Source organism: Nonomuraea sp. NPDC049684, assembly GCF_044465345.1.
Lineage (GTDB): Bacteria > Actinomycetota > Actinomycetes > Streptosporangiales > Streptosporangiaceae > Nonomuraea.
Genome location: NZ_JBITLO010000026.1, coordinates 73142 through 97170, shown reverse-complemented (window position 1 = coordinate 97170; position 24029 = coordinate 73142). Strand labels below are relative to the sequence as shown.

The 24029-nt window shown below is 71.2% G+C and carries 29 protein-coding genes; 21 read left to right on the top strand and 8 right to left on the bottom strand.

The genetic code is table 11. The features are described 5' to 3' along the window. Positions 1–168: 168 nt before the first annotated feature. A complete protein-coding gene (locus ACIBST_RS47430; protein ID WP_397180033.1) occupies positions 169–1083 on the bottom strand; it encodes an IS982 family transposase in 915 nt (304 codons plus the stop codon). Between the two features lie 70 nt (positions 1084–1153). On the opposite strand from ACIBST_RS47430, the gene ACIBST_RS47425 reads away from it, so the two are divergent. From ACIBST_RS47425 to ACIBST_RS47415, 3 genes are all read left to right on the top strand, one after another. Further along, a complete protein-coding gene (locus ACIBST_RS47425; protein ID WP_397180032.1) occupies positions 1154–1696 on the top strand; it encodes a GrpB family protein in 543 nt (180 codons plus the stop codon). Positions 1697–2343: 647 nt separating this feature from the next. Beyond that, positions 2344–2640: a hypothetical protein gene (locus ACIBST_RS47420; protein ID WP_397180031.1), complete on the top strand. Its 297-nt coding sequence runs from the start codon at positions 2344–2346 to the stop codon at positions 2638–2640. Between the two features lie 207 nt (positions 2641–2847). Continuing rightward, positions 2848–4278 (top strand): hypothetical protein, encoded by a 1431-nt coding sequence (locus ACIBST_RS47415; protein ID WP_397180030.1) that lies wholly within the window; start codon positions 2848–2850, stop codon positions 4276–4278. Between the two features lie 58 nt (positions 4279–4336). On the opposite strand, the gene trpS is transcribed toward ACIBST_RS47415, so the two are convergent. Further along, positions 4337–5317 carry a tryptophan--tRNA ligase gene (gene trpS, locus ACIBST_RS47410; RefSeq protein ID WP_397180029.1) on the bottom strand — a complete coding sequence of 327 codons (981 nt, stop codon included), beginning with the start codon at positions 5315–5317 and terminating at the stop codon, positions 4337–4339. A gap of 262 nt (positions 5318–5579) precedes the next feature. Between trpS and ACIBST_RS47405 the strand changes: the two genes are divergently transcribed. The 3 genes from ACIBST_RS47405 (at position 5580) to ACIBST_RS47395 (ending at position 7683) form a co-directional block, all read left to right on the top strand. Then, entirely contained in the window at positions 5580–6050 is a 471-nt protein-coding gene (locus tag ACIBST_RS47405) for a hypothetical protein (RefSeq protein WP_397180028.1), read from the top strand. Positions 6051–6096: 46 nt separating this feature from the next. Further along, the gene (locus tag ACIBST_RS47400; protein ID WP_397180027.1) at positions 6097–6966 is read left to right on the top strand and encodes a permease-like cell division protein FtsX; all 870 of its coding nucleotides are present in this window, start codon (positions 6097–6099) and stop codon (positions 6964–6966) included. Between the two features lie 63 nt (positions 6967–7029). After that, positions 7030–7683 (top strand): class I SAM-dependent methyltransferase, encoded by a 654-nt coding sequence (locus ACIBST_RS47395; protein WP_397180026.1) that lies wholly within the window; start codon positions 7030–7032, stop codon positions 7681–7683. Here ACIBST_RS47395 and ACIBST_RS47390 read toward each other — a convergent pair. Both ACIBST_RS47390 and ACIBST_RS47385 read right to left on the bottom strand, forming a co-directional pair. Then, positions 7651–8445, bottom strand: a complete 795-nt coding sequence (locus tag ACIBST_RS47390) for a helix-turn-helix domain-containing protein (RefSeq protein WP_397180025.1) — start codon at positions 8443–8445, stop codon at positions 7651–7653. The genes ACIBST_RS47395 and ACIBST_RS47390 overlap by 33 nt on opposite strands. A 57-nt stretch (positions 8446–8502) precedes the next feature. Further along, the gene (locus ACIBST_RS47385) at positions 8503–9123 is read right to left on the bottom strand and encodes a hypothetical protein (protein WP_397180024.1); all 621 of its coding nucleotides are present in this window, start codon (positions 9121–9123) and stop codon (positions 8503–8505) included. Between the two features lie 85 nt (positions 9124–9208). Here ACIBST_RS47385 and ACIBST_RS47380 point away from each other — a divergent pair, with 85 nt between their 5' ends. After that, on the top strand, positions 9209–9880 hold the full coding sequence (locus ACIBST_RS47380; RefSeq protein ID WP_397180023.1) for an HNH endonuclease family protein: 672 nt from the start codon (positions 9209–9211) through the stop codon (positions 9878–9880). A gap of 28 nt (positions 9881–9908) precedes the next feature. On the opposite strand, the gene ACIBST_RS47375 is transcribed toward ACIBST_RS47380, so the two are convergent. After that, entirely contained in the window at positions 9909–10739 is an 831-nt protein-coding gene (locus ACIBST_RS47375; RefSeq protein ID WP_397180022.1) for an alpha/beta fold hydrolase, read from the bottom strand. A gap of 65 nt (positions 10740–10804) precedes the next feature. Between ACIBST_RS47375 and ACIBST_RS47370 the strand changes: the two genes are divergently transcribed. Further along, positions 10805–11293, top strand: a complete 489-nt coding sequence (locus ACIBST_RS47370) for a MarR family winged helix-turn-helix transcriptional regulator (protein ID WP_397180021.1) — start codon at positions 10805–10807, stop codon at positions 11291–11293. Further along, the gene (locus tag ACIBST_RS47365) at positions 11290–11820 is read left to right on the top strand and encodes a flavoprotein (protein WP_397180020.1); all 531 of its coding nucleotides are present in this window, start codon (positions 11290–11292) and stop codon (positions 11818–11820) included. The genes ACIBST_RS47370 and ACIBST_RS47365 overlap by 4 nt, the downstream gene beginning before the upstream one ends. Here the strand turns inward: ACIBST_RS47365 and ACIBST_RS47360 are convergent. Continuing rightward, positions 11801–12787, bottom strand: a complete 987-nt coding sequence (locus ACIBST_RS47360; RefSeq protein WP_397180018.1) for a GlxA family transcriptional regulator — start codon at positions 12785–12787, stop codon at positions 11801–11803. The two genes, ACIBST_RS47365 and ACIBST_RS47360, sit on opposite strands and share 20 nt — an antisense overlap. Before the next feature lie 129 nt (positions 12788–12916). On the opposite strand from ACIBST_RS47360, the gene ACIBST_RS47355 reads away from it, so the two are divergent. The 12 genes from ACIBST_RS47355 (at position 12917) to ACIBST_RS47300 (ending at position 21914) form a co-directional block, all read left to right on the top strand. Next, complete coding sequence (locus ACIBST_RS47355) at positions 12917–13342, top strand: DUF6010 family protein (protein ID WP_352363358.1); 426 nt, start codon at positions 12917–12919, stop codon at positions 13340–13342. Positions 13343–13378: 36 nt separating this feature from the next. Next, a complete protein-coding gene (locus tag ACIBST_RS47350; protein WP_397180017.1) occupies positions 13379–15178 on the top strand; it encodes a flavin-containing monooxygenase in 1800 nt (599 codons plus the stop codon). Between the two features lie 153 nt (positions 15179–15331). Further along, positions 15332–15739 (top strand): hypothetical protein, encoded by a 408-nt coding sequence (locus ACIBST_RS47345; RefSeq protein ID WP_397180016.1) that lies wholly within the window; start codon positions 15332–15334, stop codon positions 15737–15739. Between the two features lie 30 nt (positions 15740–15769). Continuing rightward, the gene (locus tag ACIBST_RS47340; protein ID WP_397180015.1) at positions 15770–16387 is read left to right on the top strand and encodes a TetR/AcrR family transcriptional regulator; all 618 of its coding nucleotides are present in this window, start codon (positions 15770–15772) and stop codon (positions 16385–16387) included. Beyond that, a complete protein-coding gene (locus ACIBST_RS47335; protein WP_397180014.1) occupies positions 16384–16800 on the top strand; it encodes an acyl-CoA thioesterase in 417 nt (138 codons plus the stop codon). Before ACIBST_RS47340 ends, ACIBST_RS47335 begins: the two co-directional genes overlap by 4 nt. 62 nt (positions 16801–16862) lie before the next feature. After that, positions 16863–18032 (top strand): sensor histidine kinase, encoded by a 1170-nt coding sequence (locus tag ACIBST_RS47330; RefSeq protein WP_397180013.1) that lies wholly within the window; start codon positions 16863–16865, stop codon positions 18030–18032. Further along, entirely contained in the window at positions 18020–18661 is a 642-nt protein-coding gene (locus ACIBST_RS47325) for a response regulator (RefSeq protein ID WP_397180012.1), read from the top strand. The genes ACIBST_RS47330 and ACIBST_RS47325 overlap by 13 nt, the downstream gene beginning before the upstream one ends. Positions 18662–18695: 34 nt before the next feature. After that, positions 18696–19490 carry an MBL fold metallo-hydrolase gene (locus tag ACIBST_RS47320; RefSeq protein ID WP_397180011.1) on the top strand — a complete coding sequence of 265 codons (795 nt, stop codon included), beginning with the start codon at positions 18696–18698 and terminating at the stop codon, positions 19488–19490. A gap of 35 nt (positions 19491–19525) precedes the next feature. Further along, entirely contained in the window at positions 19526–20098 is a 573-nt protein-coding gene (locus tag ACIBST_RS47315; protein WP_397180010.1) for a PadR family transcriptional regulator, read from the top strand. A gap of 115 nt (positions 20099–20213) precedes the next feature. Further along, positions 20214–20591 carry an SgcJ/EcaC family oxidoreductase gene (locus ACIBST_RS47310; protein ID WP_397180009.1) on the top strand — a complete coding sequence of 126 codons (378 nt, stop codon included), beginning with the start codon at positions 20214–20216 and terminating at the stop codon, positions 20589–20591. Further along, the gene (locus ACIBST_RS47305; RefSeq protein ID WP_397180007.1) at positions 20588–20938 is read left to right on the top strand and encodes a hypothetical protein; all 351 of its coding nucleotides are present in this window, start codon (positions 20588–20590) and stop codon (positions 20936–20938) included. Before ACIBST_RS47310 ends, ACIBST_RS47305 begins: the two co-directional genes overlap by 4 nt. 10 nt (positions 20939–20948) lie before the next feature. Further along, positions 20949–21914: a GNAT family N-acetyltransferase gene (locus ACIBST_RS47300; RefSeq protein ID WP_397180006.1), complete on the top strand. Its 966-nt coding sequence runs from the start codon at positions 20949–20951 to the stop codon at positions 21912–21914. Here ACIBST_RS47300 and ACIBST_RS47295 read toward each other — a convergent pair. Beyond that, positions 21901–23250 (bottom strand): ATP-binding protein, encoded by a 1350-nt coding sequence (locus ACIBST_RS47295; protein WP_397180005.1) that lies wholly within the window; start codon positions 23248–23250, stop codon positions 21901–21903. The genes ACIBST_RS47300 and ACIBST_RS47295 overlap by 14 nt on opposite strands. Further along, positions 23247–23918, bottom strand: coding sequence for a response regulator transcription factor (locus ACIBST_RS47290; protein WP_397180004.1), 672 nt, complete (start codon positions 23916–23918; stop codon positions 23247–23249). The genes ACIBST_RS47295 and ACIBST_RS47290 overlap by 4 nt, the downstream gene beginning before the upstream one ends. Positions 23919–24029 lie beyond the last annotated feature (111 nt).

Genomic DNA, 24029 nt, shown 5'->3' with positions numbered 1-24029 from the left:
GGGCCGGTCCCGGACGGTGGCCGGCCGACGTCTGGTCTGGGGCTACCGGGAGGGCTGATCATCGCGTGTTCGGCCCCGACGGAACGTGGTCGGCGGCCGGACTTCTGCGCACTACTCACGGAAGCCCGTCACGCCCGCTAGATGGTTGAGTCCAAGGAGTCGGGGTGATCAGTGGTCGTAGCGGGTGAGTGATCTCTTGATCGGCTGACCGGTGTGATCGTTGTGCCATATGGCCGCGGTCAAGGCCAGAACCTTGACGAAGACGCGGACGGTGACGCCGGCCGGCGTGCGTCCGCCGTGTCGTTCGAGGTCGAGCTGGGCTTTGAAGGTCTGGTTGATCGACTCGATGGTCTGGCGTAACGGCTTGAACAGCTGTGCGCCGGCTCGTTCGGCCTCACCGGCCCGGGCCGGGCGTAGCAGCCGCACCCCGCCCTCGGCCAGTTCCCGTTCGAAGGCACGGCCGTAGAACTGCCGGTCGGCGATGAGCGTCGGATGCCGATAGTCGGCCAGTACCCGGGGAGCGGTGGCCAGCATGCCCAGGAGGACCTCGCGCTCATCGGCCTTGGCGCCGCTCAGTGCGAACAGCACCGGCAGCCCGCCCAGGGTGCACACCAGGTGCAGGCGCAGCCCCCAGAAGTAGCGGGAGTGGGAGGCGCAGTAGCCGTACTCGGCCCACCCGGCCAGGGCGCTGCGCCGCGCGGTCTCCACCGAGCGGCCGCACTCCACCGGGGTGGAGTCGGCCACCCACACCTCATCCCACCACAGCGAGGTGTCGCAGGCCAGGAACCGGATCACTGCCGTCACCAGAGGGATCGACTTGCGCAGCCGCTTGCCGTAGCCCGACTGCTGAGGCAGGCAGGGGAACATGCCGCGCAGTTCGGCGTGTGCGTACCGCAGCCAGCGGCGCTCGCAGTGGTAGCCCAGCAAGGCCGACAGCACCGCCAGTGTCACCAGCTCAGCGTCACTCAACCTCGGCGCGATGCCCACTCGGGGCCGCCATGGGGCCAGTTCCGGCGCACTCTTCAGCAGATCGTCGACCCTCACATAGAGTGCGGTTGCGAGGGTGTCCAGTTCGGTCGTCACAACCCGAGGATGGACATCCTCGCCCTATCTCCGCAGCTATGCCTTGGACTCATTCATCTAGGCTCCAGCCGTGATCACGGTAGTCGACTATGACCCCACATGGCCGGATCGGTTCGAGGCGCTGCGCAGGGAGTATGCCGAGGCGTTGGCAGCCGCCGAGGTCGCCGTGATCTCCATCGAACATGTCGGCAGCACGTCAGTCCCCGGGCTGGCCGCCAAGCCGATCATCGACTGCGACATCGTGGTGGCGGAGCGGGATGTCGCAGCCGCCTCTGACGTCCTGATCGGCCTGGGGTTCTCGCCACGGGGCGAGCTGGGGATCCCCCAGAGATGGGCCTTCAAGGCACCGGCACGATTCGCCGGGACCCACACCTATGTCATCGTCGAGGGGTCGCTGTCCCTCCGCAATCACCTCGCGGTCAGAGACATCCTGCGAACCAACGCGAGACTCCGCGACCAGTACGCCATGGTGAAGAAGCGCGTTGCCGGGAACGCCGCCGACATCGACGACTACGTCCGAGGGAAGAACGCGATGGTGCAGGCCATCCTCGCGGAAGCCGGTCTGAGCGACGCTGAACTAGCGTCCATAGACGCCAGCCAGGTGCCGAGGTGACCGTAAGTGCACTGCTTCAGGGGGTCGGCGTGCGCGAACCGAGGTCAGATGTGGGGCGCGTACGCCATGTGCGGCACCTGAACAGGTAGCCGGTCGGGTCGCCGGGCGAGCGACGAGTTCCGATGTCTCGATTGTGCCGAGGAAAGCAGCACCCTCGCCACAATGGAACAGCCACTGGCTTCCCTACCAGGCGGAAAACCGGGGTTCGGCGACTTATGACCCCGATCATCCGTCCGCGATGCATCGGGGCATGGCTCACCCCGATCCTGTATTGAGCGGGTCCGGGCGAGGGGGAAATGGGGGGCAGACGGTGAGGTCCCTGGGGAATGCTGCCTTCGTACTTGCGGCGGTGGTAACCGCTTTCGGTGTCATTCTCCGACAAGAGCTCTCCACCAATGTTCTCCTCGGGACGCTCATTTTCGCTGGGATCGGTGTCGGGCTTCGAATTGAAGCCGCGATTCGCCTGCGTGCTTGATGGGCTGTCGATCCCGGTCGGCCGGGCGTCGTAGGTCATGATGCCTCTGGTGGGCCACCAGAGAGCAGAGGGCGTTTCGATGGCTGTGTGCAGGACGGATCCGCCTTCTTGTCGTGAGGGGCGGGCAAGGAGCGGGCTTCTGGGCCCCGCCCTGGTCAACCTTGCACTTGGCGTGCCCGCGGCGCTGCCACTCGCTCTGGCGCGGTGGCTGCTGACCGAGTACCTGCCGATGGACTGCAGGAGCACGGAAGACCTTGCCAAGCCGGGTCTCGTCAACTGCAACTACACGACGCTCGATCACGCGAGCATCGTCATGTTCCTCCTGGCCGTGACCGGCGTCGTCATTCTGGCGTTGGCAGTGATGGTCGACGTGGTTCTCCCGATCCGACGCGGGCGGGGGCTCGCGGCGCGGCTCGGCACGGCAGTGCTCATCCCCCTGCCGTTCGCGGTCTGGCTGGCGCTGCTGTGACGCTGGCGGCGGCATCACCGGCAGTGCCGCGCTCCCCGCGCGGCTCCCCTGACCGAGATGGGCCCGGATGACGTCCGGGGCCCGTCTGTACGACAGCGGCGAGCCTGTCTTCCCGCCTTGACCGATGGCCTGCCTCACGCGAGTTGTGAATGCCGACAAGCTCGGGCAATGTGACCATGATCATGCTGCTCGGCTGGGAGGCCGCCCGTGTACGTGGTCTATCGATCCTGGGACCAAGGGATCTTGGGGAAGTCGGTCCGGCGCCTGGCTGAGCCGACGGTGCTGGAGTGGGTCCGGAACGTCTGGAGCGATGCCGCCGGCCAGGATGCCCATGACTGGCTCGTACGGGAGTTGGGAGCGGATCTCTACGGGCTGCCATGGCTCTTCTCGGAGGGCGGCCCGGCCCCCGCGACCATGCGGGAGCTGCGCACTCTTGCCAGAACGCGGATCCCGGACGTCTATCAGTGCAACGTCGACGAGCACAGCGTTCGCGTCCTCGCCAACGGGCTGAACTATGACGTGGCCTACTATCTCGTCGATGACGCCGCGGTCGTGGCGGATCCGGAGCGGTGGGCGTTCGCCGTGCACGACGGGCCGCTGCCCGAGGTGGCTGAGCCCGTCGCGGGCGGCACGACGTTCACGCCGCCGCTGCGGGTCACCGAGCTGACCGGCCGACCGGCTGCGGGGGAAGGCTGCGTCTTCGCGGTACTGCTCACCTGCGAGGCGAGGCACGACAGCATCGGCTGGAATCCCACTCATGCGTTGCCCGGGGTGCGACTGTCGCAGTTCGGTGCGGCGCTGCGCGACCTGGACGCCTCCACCGCGGACTGGCCTGAAGAGCTGCAGGTTCTGCGCCTGCTGGTCGCGCCCGGCGAGGACGGCGTAGCGGCCGCGCTGGAGCGTTGCAGCCGATGGCCCGAGCACCCGCGGGGGACGGGCGAGGATCATGCCCTGCCCCACTCGCATGCCGAGGCGCTGCGGCTCCTGGAGGCCGATGTGGAGGCCGATCTGAGGGCCGATCGCGACGGGACCGTCGTCCGGACGGGTGAACACGTGGCCCAGCTGTTCGCCCACGACGGCCACGGGACGTACGAACAGTGGTTCTTCTTCGACGACCGATGGGCCGGCGCCTACCCTGAGCTCGCCTCGTCGCTGATCTGGTTCGCCTACCACTGGGATCCGCTCTGCTCGGGTGATCACCCGCACCTCACGCCGTGCTCCGACAACCGGGTCCGGTACGTCGCCGTGGTGGGGGACGACGGCCAGACACACGTACGACAGGCGCAACCCCACGACGAACCGCGCGTGTGGGACCTTCGCCGCTGGGCCTACGAGAAGCGTCCGCCGGGCGATCCGGTGACCGGAGAAGTGCTCGGCACGGTGGAGATCCAGTTGCAGCAGCCGTCACCGGACACGTGCAGGCTCACCGCGTTCACCATCACCCGCGGCCGCCATGGGCAGGCGGTCGCCGACCTGCTGGGCAGGCGCGTCCGACAGGATCTGCAAGAGGCCGGCATCAGCCGCACCACCGGTTGGCTTCCCCAGAACGGCCTGTATCCGCACGGTCGTCGTTTCCTGCGGGTGCTCGGCCGGATTCGTGAGGGCTCCGACGGGGCCCATGTCCTGATCGGCGGGTGACGCGGGCCCGCCTCCGGCGCGGGACCGGAGGCGGGCGTGGTGCGCGGTGGTGTCGCAGTCAGGCGGGGAGCAGGCCGATGGCTGCCTTGGTCTGACGGATCTTGGCGCCGGCCAGGTCGCGGGCTCGTTCGGCGCCGGCCCGCAGCGCCTTCCGGACGTGGCCGGGGTCCTCCGACAGGTGCAGGTAGCGGTCGCGGATGGGGGTGAGGGTGGTTACCACCGCGTCGGCCACCGCCTCCTTGAGCTCGCCGTAGCGGTCGAACCGGGACGCCAGGTCCTCGGGGGCGCGTCCGGTGCAGGCGGCCAGGATGGCCAGGAGGTTCGAGACGCCGGGTTTGCGGTCGGGGTCGTACGCGACCGTGTTGTCCGCGTCGGTGACCGCGCGCATCACCTTGCGCCGCAGCACGTCGGGCTCGTCGAGCAGGCGCAGGGCGCCGCCCGGCGTGGCGGCCGACTTGCTCATCTTGTCGGTCGGCGACGTCAGGTCCATGAGACGGGCGGCCACCGGCGGGTTGACCGTCGTGGGCATGGTGAAGACGGGGGCGTACCGGGTGTTGAACCGCTGGGCGACGGTTCTGGCCAGCTCGACGTGCTGGCGCTGGTCCTCGCCGACGGGGACCTCGTCGGTGTCGTACAGCAGGATGTCGGCGGCCATGAGGATCGGGTACGTCAGCAGCGACATGCGGACCTGCTGCTGGCGGCCGGACTTCTCCTTGAACTGGATCATCCGCTGGGCCTCGCCGTAGCCCGTGGTGCATTCGAGCAGATAGTGCAGTTCGGTGTGTTCCGGGACGTGCGACTGGACGAGGAACAGACAGGACTCGGGGTCGGTGCCGGCGGCGAGCAGCAGGGTGGCGAATTCCAGGGTTCGCCGGTGCACCTGGGTGGGGTCGTGGTCCAGGGTGAGCGCGTGCAGGTCGGAGATGAAGACGACGGTGTCGGTGGTGGTCTGACCGGCGATGATCGGGGCGATGGCGCCGAAGTAGTTGCCCAGGTGCAGGTCGCCGGAGGGCGTGAAACCCGTGAGACGTCGTGGCATCGGTGGAGCTCCCTCAGGTCGGGAGCCGCCTGTCGTCCTGGATCGGCCGAGAGATGTGGACACCGACGGGCCGCCCGGGACGGGGCGGCCGCTTTGTCAGGTCTGCGCGGATGAGCAGTGCCGCCCGGTTAGGGGCGCCACCAGCCGAGAAATGAGTGGATCATCCGCATGACGCATACCGTACCACCCGGTTCGGAGCGGGCGGGTCCGCGGGTGACGGGTATGGGAAACGTCTGGTGGTTCGGTGGGTTGGTCCGGGATCATGCTGCTCGTGGCGATGCTCCGGTTGTTGGCGATAGGTCTTCTGGCCGGTGCCGCGGTGTGCCTGTTCCTGACGCTGCCGGCGCGCGGGGACGGTTTTCAGCATGCGCGGCTCTCCGCGCTGATGGCACTGGAGACGGGACAGTTCGTCACCGTGCCGATCGCGCTGGTCGTGGGGCTCGTGCTCGCCGTGAAGGGGGTGTGGGCGCGGACCCCTGGATATCTGCTGGGGACGGTCACGACCCTCTTCGGGGTGCTGGTCGCCACACAGGGATGGGCGACGGGCGAATGGGTCGAGACCAGGCCGTCCGGCATTGGCGATCCGGACGGCGAGAGCGCTCTGGCGTTTCTGGCCTGTGTCTCCGGCGTGGTGACCGCGGTCGTCGGCCTGTCCATCTTGATGTTGCGATGGTCCGGCTACGATTCCCAGACCGCGCCGGTACGTCAGCGTCGCCTGCGCAGGCGCAGGTGAATGTTTTCGTGATGCGAGGAGTCCGGTGAGACGTTGGTTATGGCGGGTGCTGGTCGCGAGTGTCGTGGCGTTGTCGGGAATGGCGGGGCAGGCCGCGTCGGCCGAGGTGGAGCCCGGTCCCGCGGACGTCGCCGCCGACAACGGTGAGATCGCGGTGTTCCTCTGTACGCCCTCCGCGCACAGGTGTGACAAACGGCATGCGACGGCGGGACAGCGGCGTGACGTCGAGGTTTTCCTGAACTCCACGCCCGGCGTGACCGAGGTGCGGTTCGTGAGCCGGGCGGCGGCCCATGCGGAGTTCCGGCGGGAGTTCGCCGGTCAGCGGAAGATGCTGGCCGAGGTGCGGGCCAAGGACATGCCGGAGTCGTTCTGGATCCGGGTCTCCGAGGCGGCTGATCGGGCCCGCGTCGTGAGCGCGGTGGATCGGCGGCCCGGGGTCGGGCTGGTGGTCGATCAGCTGGAGAACCGTCGCGTGACCCGGTCGTACTGGAATGTGGAGGTCTCCGTGTTCCTCTGCGTGGGCGATGCCTCCGGGCCCGAGTGCCGGCACGGGCGGGGAGGGGCGAACAGGAAAGCCGCCACCGCCAAGGAGAAGAAGGCGATCGTCGCCGTCATCGAGCGGATTCCCGGCCTGGAATCGTATGAATTCGAGGACCAGAGGACGGCCTATCGCCGCTTCGCCGAGACGTACGCGGACAATGAGACGTTGATCGCGGCAGTCAGGGTGTCGGACATACCCGAGTCGTATCTGCTGTCGATACAGCCGGAGGTGAACCGCGGTCCCTGGCGCCACCGGCTCGCGAAGATGCCGGGGGTCAGCCAGGTGTGGGACCACGAGTGCGTGTTGCAAGGGGCGCGGCTCAGGTCCGAATACGGGCTGCGGAACGTCGAAGCCCGCACCCGGGAATGCGAGTAGCGGCGTCCAGGCGCGAGCGTTCTGTTCAAGACCGCGGGCCGGCGTACGGCTGAGACTGCGCTCATGTCGCAACAGACCTTCACCCCCGCACTCGGACGCCTGAAGTTCACCCGCCTGTACGACCCGGTCGTCGCCCTGACGCGGGAACGGCTGTGGCGCAGTCTGGTGGCCATGCACGTCGCCCCCAGGCCCGACGAGACCATCGTGGACGTCGGCTGCGGCACCGGGTCGCAGGCCGTGCTGCTCCACCGCCTCGAACCGCGGGCCCGGATCGTCGGCGTCGACCCCGATCCGGAGACGCTGGCCCAGGCGCGGCGCAAGAGCAGGGCGAGCGGTACGTCCCCGGAGTGGCTGCTCGGCATGGGGGACGCGCTGACCGGCCTGCTGGGGCCGGGGTCGGCCGACACGGCGGTGTCGAGCCTGGTCCTCCACCAATGTCCGCTTCCGATGAAACGCGCGATCCTCGCCTCGATGCACGCCGTGCTGCGGCCGGGCGGCAAGCTGGTGATCGCCGACTACGGGTGGCAGCGGACGGCGTCGATGCGGCTGGCGTTCCGTGTCGTGCAACTGGCCGACGGGGTGCGGGACACGCAGCCCAACGCGGACGGCGTGCTGCCGGAGCTGATGACCGACGCGGGGTTCGCGGACGTCCGGGAGGCGGAGGTCGTGCGGACGGTGACCGGCTCAATCTCCGTCTACGTGGCCGGCCGCGGCTGACCGGCGCAGCAGCGGCAGCACGGTCGCCGGCGTGAGCCCCAGCATGTCGCGCAGTTGCCGGTGGAAGTGGGCCTGGTCGGCGAAGCCGCCGTCGAGCGCGGCCTCGGCGATCGAGCGGCCGTCGGCCAGGGCGTGGGCCGCGCGGGTGAGCCGCCGCCAGATCCGCCACCGGGCGAGCGGCATGCCGAGTTGCAGCCGGGCCAGGGCGCGCAGGCGCTGGGGTGAGAGCCCGGCCTGCGCGGCCGCGTCGGCGAGCAGGAGGTTCCGCGACGTCAACGCCTCCATCGCGATCACCAGGCGCGGATCCAGCTCCCCGGACGGCCGAGGTTCCGCGACCAGACGGAAGTCCTCCTCACTGGGAGCACGCAGATCAGCGGCCACGGTGATCACCTCACGGACGGACGCCAAGCCGGAGCCGAAGGGGGCCACGCGGGAGCCGGTGGGGGAGGTGCCTTTCGTGGCTGGAAGGCTGGAGCCAGGCGAGCGGGCCGGGGTGCAGCGGTCGCGCAGGACGGAGGCGTACGAGCACTGCGGTTCGACGAACCAGATGCGGACGTCCGGCGCCCCCGGCATGCGATGCCGGACCATGGGCGGGATGATCAGTGCGGGCCCGCGATGACACGTTTCCCGCTCGTCGATGACGGTCACCTCGCCCTCCACGGCGGCCGTCACCTGGTAGGCGGCGTGACGATGGAGCGAGTTGTCCGCTGACGGCCCCTGGTACGACGCGTACCCCTCACCGATGAAGAACCGGCTCGTCATCCCTCACCCCGCATCACCACACCACCGCCCATGGTGCCGGAAACGGGACGTGCGGGATCAGCTCCAGGTGGCGCGCTTGAGCACGCCGGCCAGCCCGTAGGTGTTCCAGGCGTCCACCACCAGGATCCCGGACTGCGGCAGGAACCACTCCTTCTCGTTCCACCTGGAGGTGGTGCGGCCGGTGTCGTTGGTCACGCAGCGGTTCGGCCAGGTGGTGTACTTCGCCTTGTGCCCGGCGCCCACCGGCCGCAGACCGCGGTAGGACGCCTTCTCGCCGGGATACCAGCTCAGGTTGGAGTTGAACGGGCACGGGATCACCCCGCTGAACGGATGGAACTGCTGCTTGCCCGTGTACGTGACGGAACCGCCGCCGACCGGCACGTTCGTGTACTCCTTCGGCCCGAAGATCCAGAAGCTCTCGCAGTCGGGCGCGAACGGCTCCGGCTTCTTGCACAACAACCCGGTCACCACCACGACGTGGCCGGCCGACCGGTACACCTTCCAGTCGGCGGGGATCCGCAGCGTCATCCCCCGGAAGGACAGCGTCTTCCCGGCGGCGGCGGAGGTGGTGGAGGTGGCAGAGGCGGTGGAGGAGGCCGACGCGAGGGACGCGCTCGCGGGCAGCGCGACGGCGGACGCGGCGGTCAGGGCGGCGAGGAGGAGAGGGAGCTTTCTCATGGTTCGGGAAGGTACGCACCCCCACTTGCGGAGGGCTGGCCATCTACTTGGAGGAGGTCCGTCCTGGGTGGGTATGGGGTAAAGCATGATCTTCCTGAGACGGGCCGTGCTGATGGCCGTCCTCGCCTTTCTGGTCATCCCGATCACCGAGGTCGTCGCCGCGCCGCAGCCGGCCGCCGCGCAGTCCGGCGCACGCGCCCGTGCGGGCGCGGAGGTCAGCGCGGCGCGGGCCCGCCGCATGCTGGCCCAGCTACGGGTGGCCAGGCCCTTATCCCTGCGCGGTTACACCCACCGCCGGTTCCAGCCCGGGTGGGGGCGTCACAAGGGACGGTGTGACGTACGGGAAACCGTCCTGGCCCGGGACGGGCGGCGGGTGCGCAGGAACGCGGCCTGCCATCCGGTGAAGGGCGTCTGGTACAGCCCGTACGACGGCCGGCGGTTGAAGAGCGAGCGCCTGGTGGACGTCGACCACGTCGTCCCGCTGGCCTACGCCTGGCGCTCGGGCGCCAAGAGGTGGAGCCAGGCGCGGCGGCGGGCCTTCGCCAACGACCTCACCCGTCCTGAGCTGGTCACCGTCAGCCATTCCGCCAACATCGCCAAGGGCGGGCAGGGGCCGCAGAGCTGGCGTCCGCGCCGCCGGGCCTACTGGTGCCGCTACGCGACCTCGTGGATCACCGTGAAACACCACTACCGCCTGTTCGTGACGCGCAGCGAGCGCGTGGCGCTGTCCAACATGCTCCGCACCTGCGGCCGCTGACCGCGTGTCCACCTGGCCGCCCGTACGCTCACGCCTGGACGTGACGCGGAGCGAGCAGTTCCTTGAGCGCCCGAGCCGTCGCGCGCGGGAAGGCCGTGTTGCCGTTGTGGCCGCCCGGCAGCGTGACCGGCTCGACGCCGAGCAGTTCGGCCAGCGCGAGCGCGCAGCGGTAGGTGTGCACCGACGGCCGGGTGGCCAGGCCGATCGCCGGGATCACCCGGGTCCCGGTGCCCACCGTCTCCGCAGGGGCGAGGTCGTCCTCCATGACGGCCGTGAATTCCGTCCCGATGAAGAACCCGAAGTTAGCCTGCCGCCTGGCCGTGAGCGGCTGCGGGGTGAGCCCGTCCTCGGTCTCGTCGTGGCCGGGGTCGATGCCGAGGTGCCGGGTGATCGCGGGGACGGCCGCGGCCAGCCCCCCGTCCGCGTACGCCCGCTGGATGGCGGCCAGCTCGGCCACGTGCTCGGCGCGGCCGGCGGCGGGCAGCAGGTTCGGCAGCACGGGCTCGTGCGCGACCAGCGTGCCGAGCACGCCGGGGTGGCGGGCCGCGACCCGCAGCCCGATCGCGCCTCCCATGCTGAACCCGGCCATCAGGGCGGGCCCGTCGGCGACCTCGGCGAGCAGCCGCGCGACGTCGTCGGCGTGGTCGGCCATGGTGACGGGCGGCGCGGCGGGGTCGAGGGTGCTGCGCGACAGGCCGCGCCGGTCGTAGGTGACGACGGTGAAGGCGTCGGACAGGAGCGGCACGAGGTCGGCGGTGCGATCGGCGTCGCCCTCGCCGCTCTGCGACAGCAACAGGACCGGGCCGCTGCCCTCGACCTGGAAGTGGAGGGTGGCGCCTGGGACGGGAAGGGCGTTCATGCGGGTCTCCTTCGACGAGAAAAAGCATCGAAATCGATGCATCGATATAGATGTATCATGACTTCATGAACGGAGTCGAACTGTTCCTGCTCGGCCGCACCCTCATGAAGATCGGCGAGCAGGCGATGCCCCAGCCGAAGGGCGACGGCCCCCGGGGCTCGGTCCGTACGGTGCTCGTCGTCCTCGGCGACGTGGTCGCCCACCCCGGCACGACGGTCAGCGAGATCGCGGCGCGGACCGGCCTGCCGCAGAGCCAGGTGTCCACGGCCGTCGCCCGGCTGGAGTCCACGGGGTCGATCGAGGGCGTGCCCGATCCGGCCGACCGGCGGCGGCGGCTCATCCGTCCCGCGGCGACGCCCTCCGCCCGGGTCGCCGAGGTCAGGGCCGCCACGATCGACGACGCCCTGGCCGCCGTCCTGCCCGATCCGGGCCCCGAGGCGGTCGGCGAGGTCACCGCCGCCCTGGAGGTGCTGGCCCGGCACCTCACGCCGGAGGTCGCCGCCCGCGTGCGCGACGTCGAGGGGACGGCGGGCGTCCTACGATCTCAACCGTGAAGACACCGGCACGCAGTCTCTATGTCATCGTGTGCGCGGCCGGGCCGGCCGGCGACGTGGCCAGGCTCGTCGTCCCGGCCCAGGAAGCGGGCTGGGACGTCCAGGTCGTCGCCACGCCGTCGGCGCTCGGCTTCGTCGACGTGCCGGAACTGGAGCGCCTGACCGGGCGCCCGGTCCGCAGCCGCTACCGCAGGCCGGACGAGCCCAGGCCGCCGAGGGCCGACGCGATCATCGTCGCCCCGGCGACGTACAACACGATCAACAAGTTCGCCATGGGCGTCGCCGACACCTACGCGCTCGGGCTGCTGGCCGAGGCTCCGGGGCTCGGCATCCCCGTGGTCGTGCTGCCGTTCGTCAACAGCGCGCTCGCCTCCCGCGCGCCCTTCCGGCGCAGCGTCGAGGAGCTGCGGTCGGAGGGGGTGCGCGTCCTGATCGGGCCGGGGCAGTTCGAGCCGCACGCGCCGAGCGCGGGCGACGGCAACGACACCTACGTCTGGGAGAGCGCGCTCACGGCGCTGGGTCCGTGACGAGAGCCGGAAACGCGTTCGTGACGAGAGGCCGGAAGGCGGCGCGGTAGGACTGCGGCGGCACGCCGACCACCCGCTTGAACCGTTCGCGGAGGGCGACCGCCGAGCCGAACCCGGACTGCGTGGCGATCCGCTCCACGCCGTGGTCGGTGGTCTCCAGGAGGAGCTGTGCCCGCCGCACCCGGGCGCGCAGCAGCCACTGCAGCGGCGTGGTGCCGGTCTGCTCGCGGAAGCGGCGGCCGAACGTGCGCTCGCTCATCCCGCAGTGTGCGGCCATCGCGGCCAGGGTCACCTTGCCGTCGAGGTTGTCCTCGATCCAGGCCAGCACCGGCTCCAGCAGCGAGCCCTGGGGCACCGGCGGCCGGGTGTGCGCCATGAACTGGGCCTGGCCGCCCTCCCGCTCCAGGGGCGTCACCGACAGGCGGGCCGAGTCCGCGGCGACCGCCGAGCCGAAGTCGCGCCGGACGAGGTGCAGGCACAGGTCGAGCCCGGCCGCGGCGCCGGCCGAGGTCAGGATCTGGCCGTTGTCGACATAGAGCACGTCGGGCCGCACGTCGACGTCGGGGAACAGCTCGGCCAGCCGGTCGGCGGCCATCCAGTGGGTGGTCGCGCCCAGCCCGTCGAGCAGCCCGGCGGCGGCCAGGGTGAAGGCCCCCACGCAGATGGAGGCGATGCGGGTGCCCGCGGCGGCCGCCGCGCGCAGCGCCGCGAGCACCTCGGGCCCCGGCGGGACGGCCTGCTCAGAGCAGCCGGGCACGATGATCGTGTCGGCGGTGCGCAGCGCCTCCAGGCCGTGGGGCGCGACGATCGTGAAGGCGTCGCCGGGCACCTGCGGCGTCGCCGCGCACACCTGGACCCGGTACGGGCGGCTCCCGTCGGCCAGCCGGGCCCGGCCGAACACCTCGACCGGGATCGACAGGTCGGCCGCCACCACGTGATCGAGGGCCAGGACCGCCACAGTGTGCATGCGGACACGCTAGGCCAGGCGGCGGACGGTTGGCGGGAACTCGTCGGAGTTTGTCGAGTCACCCTCTGGGAGGGGCCGGGCGGCCCGCCTAGCCTGGCTGCGTTCCCCCGAAACCAGCAGGAAGTGCCCATGTCCATCCTCATGCCGATCCTGATCGGCCTGGTCGCCGTCTCCCTCGTCTCCCTGATCCCCGAGCCGCACGGCCGCCGTGCCAACGCCGTGCTGGTGGCCGGCGCGGGCGCCGCCTACCTGAGCGGCGGCGGGCTCGGCTACTGGGAGTTCCTGCTGCCGGTCGTGATGACGTACGTCGCCTACCGCGGGCTGGAGAGCTGGACGTTCATCGGCATCGGCTGGCTGCTGCACACCGCCTGGGACGTGCTGCACCACCTCCAGGGCAGCCCGCTGCTGCCCTTCGCCGCGGACTCCTCCTTCGGCTGCGCCATCTGCGATCCGGTGATCGCGTTGTGGTGCTTCGCGGGCGGTCCGCCGGTCCTCGGCCGGCTGCGGGCCCGCTTCGCCCGTCCGCGGGCCTTGTCGAACGAGATTCGCGAATGACATTCTGGAATTCGGAACCTCGTCCCCGGAGGACGTATGGACAAAGAAGCCCTCCGCCGCAAATACCTCGAAGAGCGCGACAAGCGGCTCCGCCCGGACGGCAACGACCAGTACGTCCGCCTCACCGGCCGCTTCGCCCACTACCTCGACGACCCGTACACGCCGAGGACCGAGCGCGAACCGAAGACCGACCACGTGACGGTGGCCGTCGTCGGCGGCGGGTTCGCCGGGCTGGTCACCGGCGCCCGGCTCAGGGAGGCGGGGGTCGGCGACGTGCGGATCGTCGAGAAGGGCGGCGACTTCGGCGGCACCTGGTACTGGAACCGCTACCCGGGGGCCCAGTGCGACACCGCGTCGTTCGTGTACATGCCGCTCCTGGAGGAGACCGGCCACATGCCGACGGAGAAGTACGCGCACGCCCCCGAGATCCTGGAACACTGCCGCCGCATCGGCAAGCACTACGGCCTGTACGACGACGCGCTCTTCCACACCGAGGTCCAGGACCTGGAGTGGGACGCGTCCCGGTCGCGCTGGACCGTCCGGACGAACCGGGGCGACGCCTTCACCGCCCGGTTCGTGGTCATGGGCATCGGCCCGCTGCACGTGCCGAAACTTCCCGGCATCCCCGGCATCGACGACTTCCGCGGGCATTCGTTCCACACCAGCCGCTGGGACTACGACTACACCGGCGGCGATCCCACGGGCGCGCCCATGGACCGGCTGGCGGACAAGCGCGTCGCCGTCATCGGCACGGGCGCGACGGCCGTCCAGTGCGTGCCGCACCTGGCCCGCGCCTGCGCCGAGCTGTACGTGTTCCAGCGCACCCCCTCCTCGGTGGACGTACGCGACAACCGGCCCACCGACCCCGCCTGGTTCGCCGAGATCGCCACCCCGGGCTGGCAACAGCGCTGGCTGGAGAACTTCACCGGCAACCAGACCGGCGGCCTGGTCGAGGAGGACCTGGTGATGGACGGCTGGACCGACATCGCCCGCCGCGTCCGCGCCCGCATCGCGGCCCTGCCGCCCGAGGACCTGACCCCGGAGAAGATGGCCCAGGCGTACGAGGACTCCGACTTCGAGAAGATGGAGGAGATCCGGGCCCGCGTCGACGCGATCGTCACCGATCCGGAGACCGCCGCGAAGCTCAAGGCCTGGTACCGCCAGCTCTGCAAGCGTCCCTGCTTCCACGACGAGTACCTGCAGTCCTTCAACGTGCCGGGCACCCGCCTGGTGGACACCGACGGCAAGGGCGTCGAGCGCGTCACCGGGCGCGGGGTGGTGGCCGCGGGCGTCGAGTACGAGGTCGACTGCGTCATCTACGCCTCTGGCTTCGAGGTGACCACCGACTACACCCGGCGCGCCGGCTACGAGCTGACCGGCCGCGACGGCCTGCGCCTCACCGACCGCTGGGCGGATGGCATGCGCACCCTGCACGGCATCCACGTGCACGGCTTCCCGAACGCCTTCGTCGTCCAGCCCACGCAGGGCGCGAACCTCATCTCCAACATCCCGCACAACCTCACCGAGGCCGGCCGGACCATCGCCACGATCGTCAGCCACGTGCTCGACCAGGGCTTCGACGAGGTCGAGGCGACCCGGGAGGCCGAGGACGCCTGGATCGAGCTGCTGCTGTCGGGCCCCGGGAGCATCCTGGGCGCCTCCGCCGACTGCACGCCCGGCTACTACAACAACGAGGGCCACGACGCCGGCATGAAAGGCCGGCTGAACATCGGCCATCCGCAAGGGGCGATGGCGTACTTCGCCTACATCGACGGCTGGCGCAGGTCGGGCATGTTCGAGGGGCTGGAGTTCCGCAAGCGCGCAGCGGTCGAATGATCCGGCCGCTCACCTCGGAAGCATGACGTCCGCCGCAGTGAAGCTACCGGGTGACCGTCCTGCTCCTGCTGTCGGTGGTCGTGGGAGTCGGGTGGTTGTCGTTCGGCGTATTTTGCGGAGATTCGTCGGGGATGGGCGCTAGTTTCGTCCACCATGAGTTACGACCTGTACTTCGGCCCGGAGGACGACGAGCCGCGCCCGCCGGACCCGGCGGCCTGGAACAACGTCGTCAGCCAGGCCCGCGCGCTGCTCGGTGACGTGACGGTCTTCGACGACCCGCCCAACTGGGAGCTCGAACACGAAGGCACCGGCATCTCCGTGAACCACTGGGAGGGCGGCTGGGGGATCAGCGTACCGTACCGGTGGCACGGTGAGGCCGCGAGCCACGTCGTCGACCTGATGTACCAGGTGGCGCGGATCGTCGAGCGGGAGTCGGGGCTCGACGGCAACGATCCCCAGCTCGACTGCCCGCTCGTGGACGCGGACGCGGCGGCGGCGGTCCAGATCTTCGACGCGGTCGCGGCGCGCTACGGGATGGTCGGTCTGACCCCACCAATGTGAACGATCGGTCGTTAATGTATGCTGGGCGGCATGGCCGACGTTAAGGAAGACGGTCGCCGGGCGCGCGGGCAGCGCAGCCGCGAGGCGATCCTCGGGCAGGCCGTGTCACTGGCCTCGGTGCACGGTCTGGACGGGCTGACCCTGGGCCGGCTCGCCGAAGCCGCCGGAGTCAGCAAATCCGGATTTTTCGCTCACTGGCGAGATAAAGAGCAACTTCAGCTCGACACCATCGAGTGGGCCGTCCGCCAATGGACCGACGAGATCGTCAAGCCCGCGCTCAAGGCCCCTCCCGGCGTGGCCCGCGTCCTGGCCCTGCATGAGGCCCGCCTGAGTTTCTACGAGAGAGGCGTCCTGCCCGGCGGGTGCTTCTTCTACACGGCGCGGGTGGAGTTCGACGACCGTCCCGGCCCGGTCAGGGACCGGGTCGCCGAGTCGATGGCCGACTGGCTGAGGTTCATCGAGCGGCTGGTCCGGGAGGCGGTCGAGCTGGGGGAGCTGCCCCCGGAGACCGACCCGGCGCAGCTCGCGTACGAGATCGACGCCCTCGGCGAGGCCGCGGTCACCCACACCCGCCTGCTCGGCAGGGGCGAGGCCGCCTTCGAGCGGGCCCGCCGAGCCGTCCACGACCGACTGAAGGAGCTCGCGTGACCCAGACCCGGCCAGCCCAGGTGCACTTCGACGACCTCGACGCGATGGGCCTGCTGCACAACTCGCGTTACGCCCTGCTGGTCGAGCGCGCGATCTCCGCCTACTGGGCCGAGCAGGGCTGGAGCTTCGACCCGGCGGTCTCCAAGTTCAAGGACCTCTACCTGGCCGTACGCGAGTTCAAGATCACCTACAACGCGCCGGTCATGGGCGCGGGCGAGGTGCAGGTCGACTTCTGGATCGACCGCATGGGCCGCACCAGCGGCGTGTACGGCTTCCGCGTCCTGTCCGAGGACCGCTCGGTCGTGCACGCCGAGGGCTACCGCGTCAACGTCAACCTCGACCCGCAGACCTTCCGGCCCACGCCGTTCAGCGCCGAACTGCGCACCGCCGCCGAGCCGCTGATGGCGGGCTGAGTCCGCCGAGGGTAGACCCTGCACTACTGCGGGCCGTTCCCGTCCCCGGATACGGTCACCGGGTGGGAAACAGGACCGCGCTCGAAGCGCTCACCCGGCGGCCGCCCGGCTTCCTGCGGTCGGCCTGGCCGTGGCGGTGCGTGGCGTACCTGCTGGGCAGCGTGGTGCCGGGGGCGGCCGTCGCCCTCGGGGTCGTCGCGGTCGGGCTCGCCGGGCCGCCTGCCGGCCTGCTGCTCGTGCCGGTGCTGCTCGCGGCGGCCGTGCCGTTGATCGCCCGGTTCGAACGGGTGCGGCTGCGCCTGGTGGACACCGTGCCGCTGCCGCCGCTGCCGCCGGTGCCCGACCGGCGCCGGCGGGAGATCGGCGTCGCGGTCATGACGGTGTTCGCGATGTGGTGGATCGACCTGGTCATGCTGGGGTTCACCGTCGGAGGGCCGGTGCTGCTGATCCTGTCCCCCGTGGTCCAGCCGGAGGCCGGACCGGTCCTGGCCGCCGTGGGGAGCGTGGCGGGGGTGCTGCTGCTGCCGGTGGCGGCGTACACGATCACGGCGTGGGGCGGGGCGCGCGGCGCGATAGTCAGGGCGGTGCTCGCGCCGGCCGGGTCGGAGCTGGGCGAGGTCATGCGGTCGCGGGCGCGCCTGGTGGACGCGTTCGAGACCGAACGCCGCAGGATCGAGCGGGACCTGCACGACGGTGCGCAGCAGCGGCTGGTCGCGCTGTCGATGACGCTCGGCCTCGCCCGGCTGGACGTGCCCGACGACTCGCCGACGGCCCGGATGCTCGACGTGGCGCACGGCGAGGCCAGGCAGGCGCTGGCCGAGCTGCGCGAGCTGATCCGGGGCGTGCACTCGCAGGTGCTCACCGACCGGGGGCTGGGCGCGGCGATCCGCGACGTGGCCGGACGCTCGCCCGTCCCCGTGGACGTGGACGCCGACGAGCTGGGACGGCTGCCCGCGCCCGTCGAGGTCACCGCGTACTACGTGGTCAGCGAGGCGCTGGCGAACGTGGCCAGGCACAGCGGAGCCACCAGGGCCGCGGTCACCGCCCGGACGGCGGCCGGCACGCTGGCCGTCGAGGTGCGCGACGACGGCGTCGGCGGCGCCGACCCGGCCAGGGGCACCGGGCTGACCGGCCTGGCCGACAGGCTGGCCGTGGTGGCGGGAAGACTGTCGGTGTCCAGCCCGCCGGGCGGCCCGACCCTGGTACGAGTGGAGATCCCGTGCGCGTCGTGATCGCCGAGGACGCCGTGCTGCTCCGCGAGGGGCTGGCCGGGCTGCTCGAACGGTTCGGCCACACCGTGGCGGCCTCGGTCGGCGACGCCGAGGCCCTGGTCGCGGCGGTCGCCGAGCATCGCCCCGACGCCGTGGTGACCGACGTGCGCATGCCCCCGTCCTTCACCGACGAGGGCCTGCGCGCCGCGCTCGGCCTGCGCCGCCGCCACCCCGAGCTGGCCGTCCTCGTGCTCAGCCAGTACGTCGAGCAGACGTACGCGGCCGAGCTGCTGGAGTCCGGCGCCGGCGCGGGCGTCGGCTACCTGCTGAAGGACCGGATCGGCGACGTGCGCGAGTTCGTCGACGCGCTCGACCGGGTGGCCGCGGGCGGCACGGTCGTGGACCCCGAGGTGGTGCGCCAGCTCCTGCGCCGGCGGCGCGACCCGCTGGCCCGGCTGACCCCGCGCGAGCAGCAGGTGCTCGCCCTGATCGCCGAGGGCCGCGCGAACGCCTCGATCGCCAGGGAGCTGGTCGTCACCGACGCCGCGGTGGCCAAGCACATAGCCGGCATCTTCACCAAGCTCGACCTGCCGCCGGAGTCCGACGGCCACCGCCGGGTCCTGGCCGTGCTGGCCTACCTTCAGGGATGACCGGCGGGAAGTCCGAAAAGTAAGGTTCGTTGCCATGAACGAGCAGTGGCAGGAGGTCGGCGACCGGGTCTACGTGCGCCGCCACGAGTCCTTCGACATGAACACGGGCCTGATCGTGGGCGACGGGCACTGCCTGGTGCTCGACACCCGCAGCTCCCACCGGGAGGCGGCCGACCTGATCGACGCGATCAGGACGATCACCGGCTACCCGTGGACGGTCGTGAACAGCCATTCGCATTTCGACCACTACTTCGGCAACGCCCTCTTCCGTCCCGCCGAGATCTGGAGCCACGTCCGGTGCGCCGAGGAGATCGACGTCTACGGCGAGCGGCACCGCGCGGACGTCATGGAACGGCTGCCCGACCGCCGCGCGGAGATGGAGGAGGTCGCCGTCGTGCCGCCCGACCACACCTTCACCGTCTCGGCCAGCCTCGACATCGGCGGACGCATGGTGCACCTGCGGCATTTCGGGCTCGGCCACAGCAGCAACGACATCGTCGTGCACGTGCCGGACGCCGGCGTGGTGTTCGCCGGCGACCTGGTCGAGGAGGGCGCGCCGCCGGCGTTCGGCGACTCCTACCCGCTCGACTGGCCGGACACGACGGCCGCGATGCTCGCCGCGCTGCCCGAGCCGGTGTTCGTGCCGGGGCACGGCGCGGTGGTCGGCCGGGCCTTCGTCCAGGAGCAGCAGGCCGAGCTGGCGCTGGTGGCGGAGCTGGCCGCGAAGGCCCACGTGGAGGGGCTGCGCGACTCGATCACCCGGTTCCCGTACCCGGAGGAGGTGTCGCGGCAGGCGATCGAGCGGGCCTTCCTCCAGCTCGACAGGTGAGCTATATTGCAAACTGCAATATAGGGGGAGGCAACATGGCGCCACGCAACAGCCTGGTCGACCTGACCGTGCTCGCCCTGCTCACGGTGCACCCGAGCCACCCCTACGAGCTCCACCGCTTCATCATCGACACGCACAAGGACTACATCACCGGCCTGCCGCGCAGCCTCTACCACGCGGTCGAGCGGCTGGCCAGGGACGAGCTGATCGTCCCCGCCGCGACCGGCCGCGAGGGCCGCCGGCCCGAGCGCACGGTCTACGAGATCACCGACGAGGGCCGCGAGGAGCTGATCACCCGGCTCCGGCGGCTGCTGGAGCAGCCCGACCCCGACCGGCGCGCCTTCGTGGCGGCCATCTCGCTGATCGGCTGCCTGCCGCTGCCCGAGGCGCAACGGGCGCTGCGCACCCGCGCCGCCACCCTGGAAGGCACGCTCGCCGGGATGGAAGGACACATCAAGGCCATGCACGACAGTGGCCTGCCCGAGATCCTCATGCTGGAGGTCGAGTGCGAGCAGGCGCTGCACGCCGCCGAGCTCGCCTGGATCAGAAGACTTCTCGACCGGCTCGACCAGGGCGAGCTCGCCTGGACGAGCACGACCGAGGGGTGAGAGAAGGGCCGCCGGGGTGCGCCAACACCCCGACGGCCGGACATCCGAACACGGCGCCTGCCCTGCCCGGACGCGCAACTCCCAGGATAGGCGCCGCGACGAAAGGAGCTGTGCCATGTCCGAAGAGATCACCCGCCTGGTGGAGCGGATGACGGAGACCTGGAACGCCGGCGACTCGGCCGCCTACGCCGGCCTGTTCACCGAGGACGCCGACTACATCACGTTCTTCGGCCTGCACCTGCGGGGCAGGAAGGCGATCGAGGAGACCCACCGCGCGCTGTTCGAGACCTCCATCAAGCTCGCCGAGGGCGGCCCCGCGCCGCTCGTCAGGCCGCTGACCGACGACGTCGCGCTGGTGATCGTCGGCGGCAACTCGTCGGTGGACGGCGTGCCCGACCCGAGGAGGGAGTCCGTCGTCTCGCTGACCGCGCTGCGCACGCCGGAAGGCTGGCGGTTCGCCTCCTTCCAGAACAGCCGGGTGCGCAAGCCGTGAGGAAACGGCTGATCACCGAGGTGGCCGGGGTGGTCGGCGCCCCGGTCGAGCAGGTGTGGCAGGCCCTGACGCGCTCGCTGCCCGCACACCCGATGACCGTCGAGAAGGACGGGTACACCGTCGCCTACCAGGGCGGCTGGTGGTACCGCGGCGAGTGGGCCGTGCTCCCGCACCCCGAGGGCGCCCGCGTGGAGCACCGCGTCTACGACGTGGCCGAGCGGGGACGCTGGGCCGTGCCCCTGGCCAACCGGTTCTTCATCGGGTTCGCGCAGCGGACGAGGAAGGGCTTCGCCGAAGGCATCGCCCGCATCGGGACAGAATTGGGGTGCTCCGCCCGGCTGTCCTAGGCTGCTGGCCATGAGCCTGGTGTGGGAACCGCTGACCCCTGACGACGCCGAGGCGCTCGCCGTCCTCCTGGCCGCGATCGAGGCCGAGGATCGCACGGGCGAGGTCCACGACCTCGACGACGTCAGGGAGCAGCTCGGCCACCGCCTGATCGACCTGGCCGCGGGGACGCTCGCGGCCAGGCAGGGCGGCGAGATCGTCGCCTACGGCTACCTGCCGGCCCGGCAGTCCGTCACCGACACCCACGTCATGCGGCTGTCCGGCGGCGTGCACCCCGCCCACCGCAGGCGCGGGCTCGGCCGGCGGATCGTCGACTGGAGCCTGGCCGCGGCGCCGGGGCTGAGCGAGCGGGCCTTCCCCGGCGTGCAGCCGGAGATCCACCTCTACGCGCCCGACACCAACCTCGGGCTGAAGGCGCTGGCCGAGGGCGCCGGTTTCGTCGCCAACCGCTGGTTCGCCCACATGGGACGTTCGCTGTCGGGCGACCTGCCGGCCTTCGCGCCGCCCGCCGGGGTGACCGTCACCACCTGGTCGCCCGACCTGGACGAAGGCGCCCGCCGCGTCCGCAACGAGGCGTTCCTCGACCACTGGGGCAGCGTCCCGCACACCCCGGAGAGCTGGCGCGACTACATCGTCGGATCCCAGAACTTCCTGCCGGAGTCGTCGTTCGTGGCCCTGCACGACGGGCGGGCGGTGGGCACGCTCATCACCCACACCTTCGAGGGCTACAACGAGCTGGCCGGCGAGCGCCGGGCCTGGATCCAGATCATCGGCACGGTCCGGGAGTGGCGCGGCAAAGGCGTGGCCGGCGCGCTCATCGCGCACGCCCTGGCCGCCTTCCGCGCCCAGGGGTTCGACACGACCGCGCTGGGCGTCGACGCCGACAACCCCACGGGAGCCGTCCGCGTCTACTCCCGCGCCGGTTTCGAGATCATCCAGCGCAGCACGAACTACGCCCTGACCGTCAAACGGGGCTGAGCGCCGCCTCCGCGAGGGGGAACCGGGCCACGAAACCGGCGTCCGTGTACGTGAGCGTGCCGCCGTGCAGGTGGGCGATGTCCCTGGCGATGGGCAGGCCGAGGCCGGCGCCGCCGGCGTCCCTCGCCCGCGCCTCGTCCAGGCGGGTGAAGCGGCCGAAGACGGCCTCGCGGTGCTCCGGCGGGATCCCCGGGCCGTCGTCGCGCACCTCCAGCACGGCCTGGCCCTCCTCGGCGCGCACCCGTACGCGTACGGCCGAGGCGGCGTGCCGTACGGCGTTGTCGGCCAGGTTGGTGACCAGCCGGTCGAGGTGGGCGCGGGAGCCGTGCAGCACCACGTCCGGCTCGATGTCCAGCTCGACCCTGATCTCCGGCCGCCGCCTGGCGCGCAGCGACTCCTCGGCCGCCACCTGACCCAGGTCCAGCTCGCCGGTGCGCAGCGGCTCGCCGGCGTCCAGCTTGGCCAGCATGAGCAGGTCGGCGGCCAGCGACTGCAGGCGTTCGACGTCGGCCAGCGCCTCGCGGGTGAGCTCGCTCGGCTCGGCCAGTTCGAGCCGGGCCCGCAGGGTGGCGATGGGGCTGCGCAGCTCGTGCGCGGCGTCGGCGACGAACCGCTTGTGCCGGCCCACGGCCGTCTCCAGACGGTCGAGGGTGCCGTTCACGGTGGTGGCCAGGGCCGCGATCTCGTCCTTGGAGCCGGGCACCGGCACGCGCTGGTGCAGGTCGCGGGCCGTGATGTCGGCCACCTTGGCCCTGATCGCGGCCACGGGGGCCAGCGCGCGGCCCACGGAGAACCAGGTCATCCCGGCCACCACGAGCAGCAGGGCGGGCACGCCGGGCAGCAACGCGCCGTACAGGGCCTGGACGGCCTTCTGCACGCCGTCCAGGGAGACCCGCGACCAGAGCGTGGCCGGGCCGGTCGGCGTGCTCACCTGCAGGCCCGCGACGGCGTAGTCGGCCGGCTGCGCCCACAGGGCGGGCGAGCCGGTGGCCCGGCCGGCCAGGACGAGGTCGGGATCGGCCAGCCGCACCACGGACAGGTCGTCCACCAGGGTCGGGCTCGCCTGCGCGGCGGTCGTGCCGGCCGCCGGCGTCACCCCTTCGGGCAGGACCGGCACCGTCTCCGCATACGGCATCGCCGCCGCGGCGCGCCTGACCGCCTCCTCGCCCGCGTTGCCCTCCAGCGTGCCGCGCAACGCCATGACCAGCACCAGGGCGGCCACGCCGAGCGCCAGGGCCACCACCAGCGTCGCCGCGACGGTGGCCCGCACCCGCACCGACGACAGCCCGGCCGGCACCCGCGCCCACCTCGGCCGCCCCGCGAGCAGCGCCCTCACGCCGCCTCCAACCGGTAGCCCGCTCCCCGGACGGTCACCAGCGTCGTCCGGCCGAACGGCAGGTCGATCTTCCTGCGCAGGGCGCTGATGTAGACCTCGACGATGTTCGGGTCGCCGTCGTAGGAGAAGTCCCACGCCTGGGCCAGCAGCTCGCTCTTGGAGACCACCTCGCCGGAGCGGCGGGCGAGCGCGTGCAGCACCGCGAACTCCTTCGGCGTCAGCCCGACCTCCACCCCGCCCCGGCGGCAGCGCAGCCCGGCCGGGTCCACCACCAGGTCGCCGACCGTGATCGTCACGGGCCGCTCGGTCCCGCCGCGCCGCACCAGGGCGCGCAGCCGGGCCAGCAGCACCACGTACGAGAACGGCTTGGCCAGGTAGTCGTCGGCGCCGTTGTCGAGCGACTCGGCCTCGTCGTAGACGCCGTCCTTGGCGGTGAGCATCATGATCGGGGTCCAGTCGCCCGCCTCGCGCAGCCGGGAGCAGACCGTGTAGCCGTTCATCCTGGGCAGCATCACGTCCAGGACGATGACGTCGTAGGAGTTCTCGGTCGCCATCCACAGGCCGTCGCGCCCGTCGTGGGCCACGTCCACGGCGAAGCCCTCGCCCGCCAGCCCGCCCTTGATCAGGCCGGCCAGCCGTTCCTCGTCCTCCACCAGCAGCACTCGCACGACGTCCAGAGTGCCTGAGCGAACCTAAAGCCAACCTGAAGATCATCTAGGGCGCGTTCAGGGTCGCTTCAGGTGCGGGCGAGCACGCTCGGGGCGTTCGGATGGATTCCA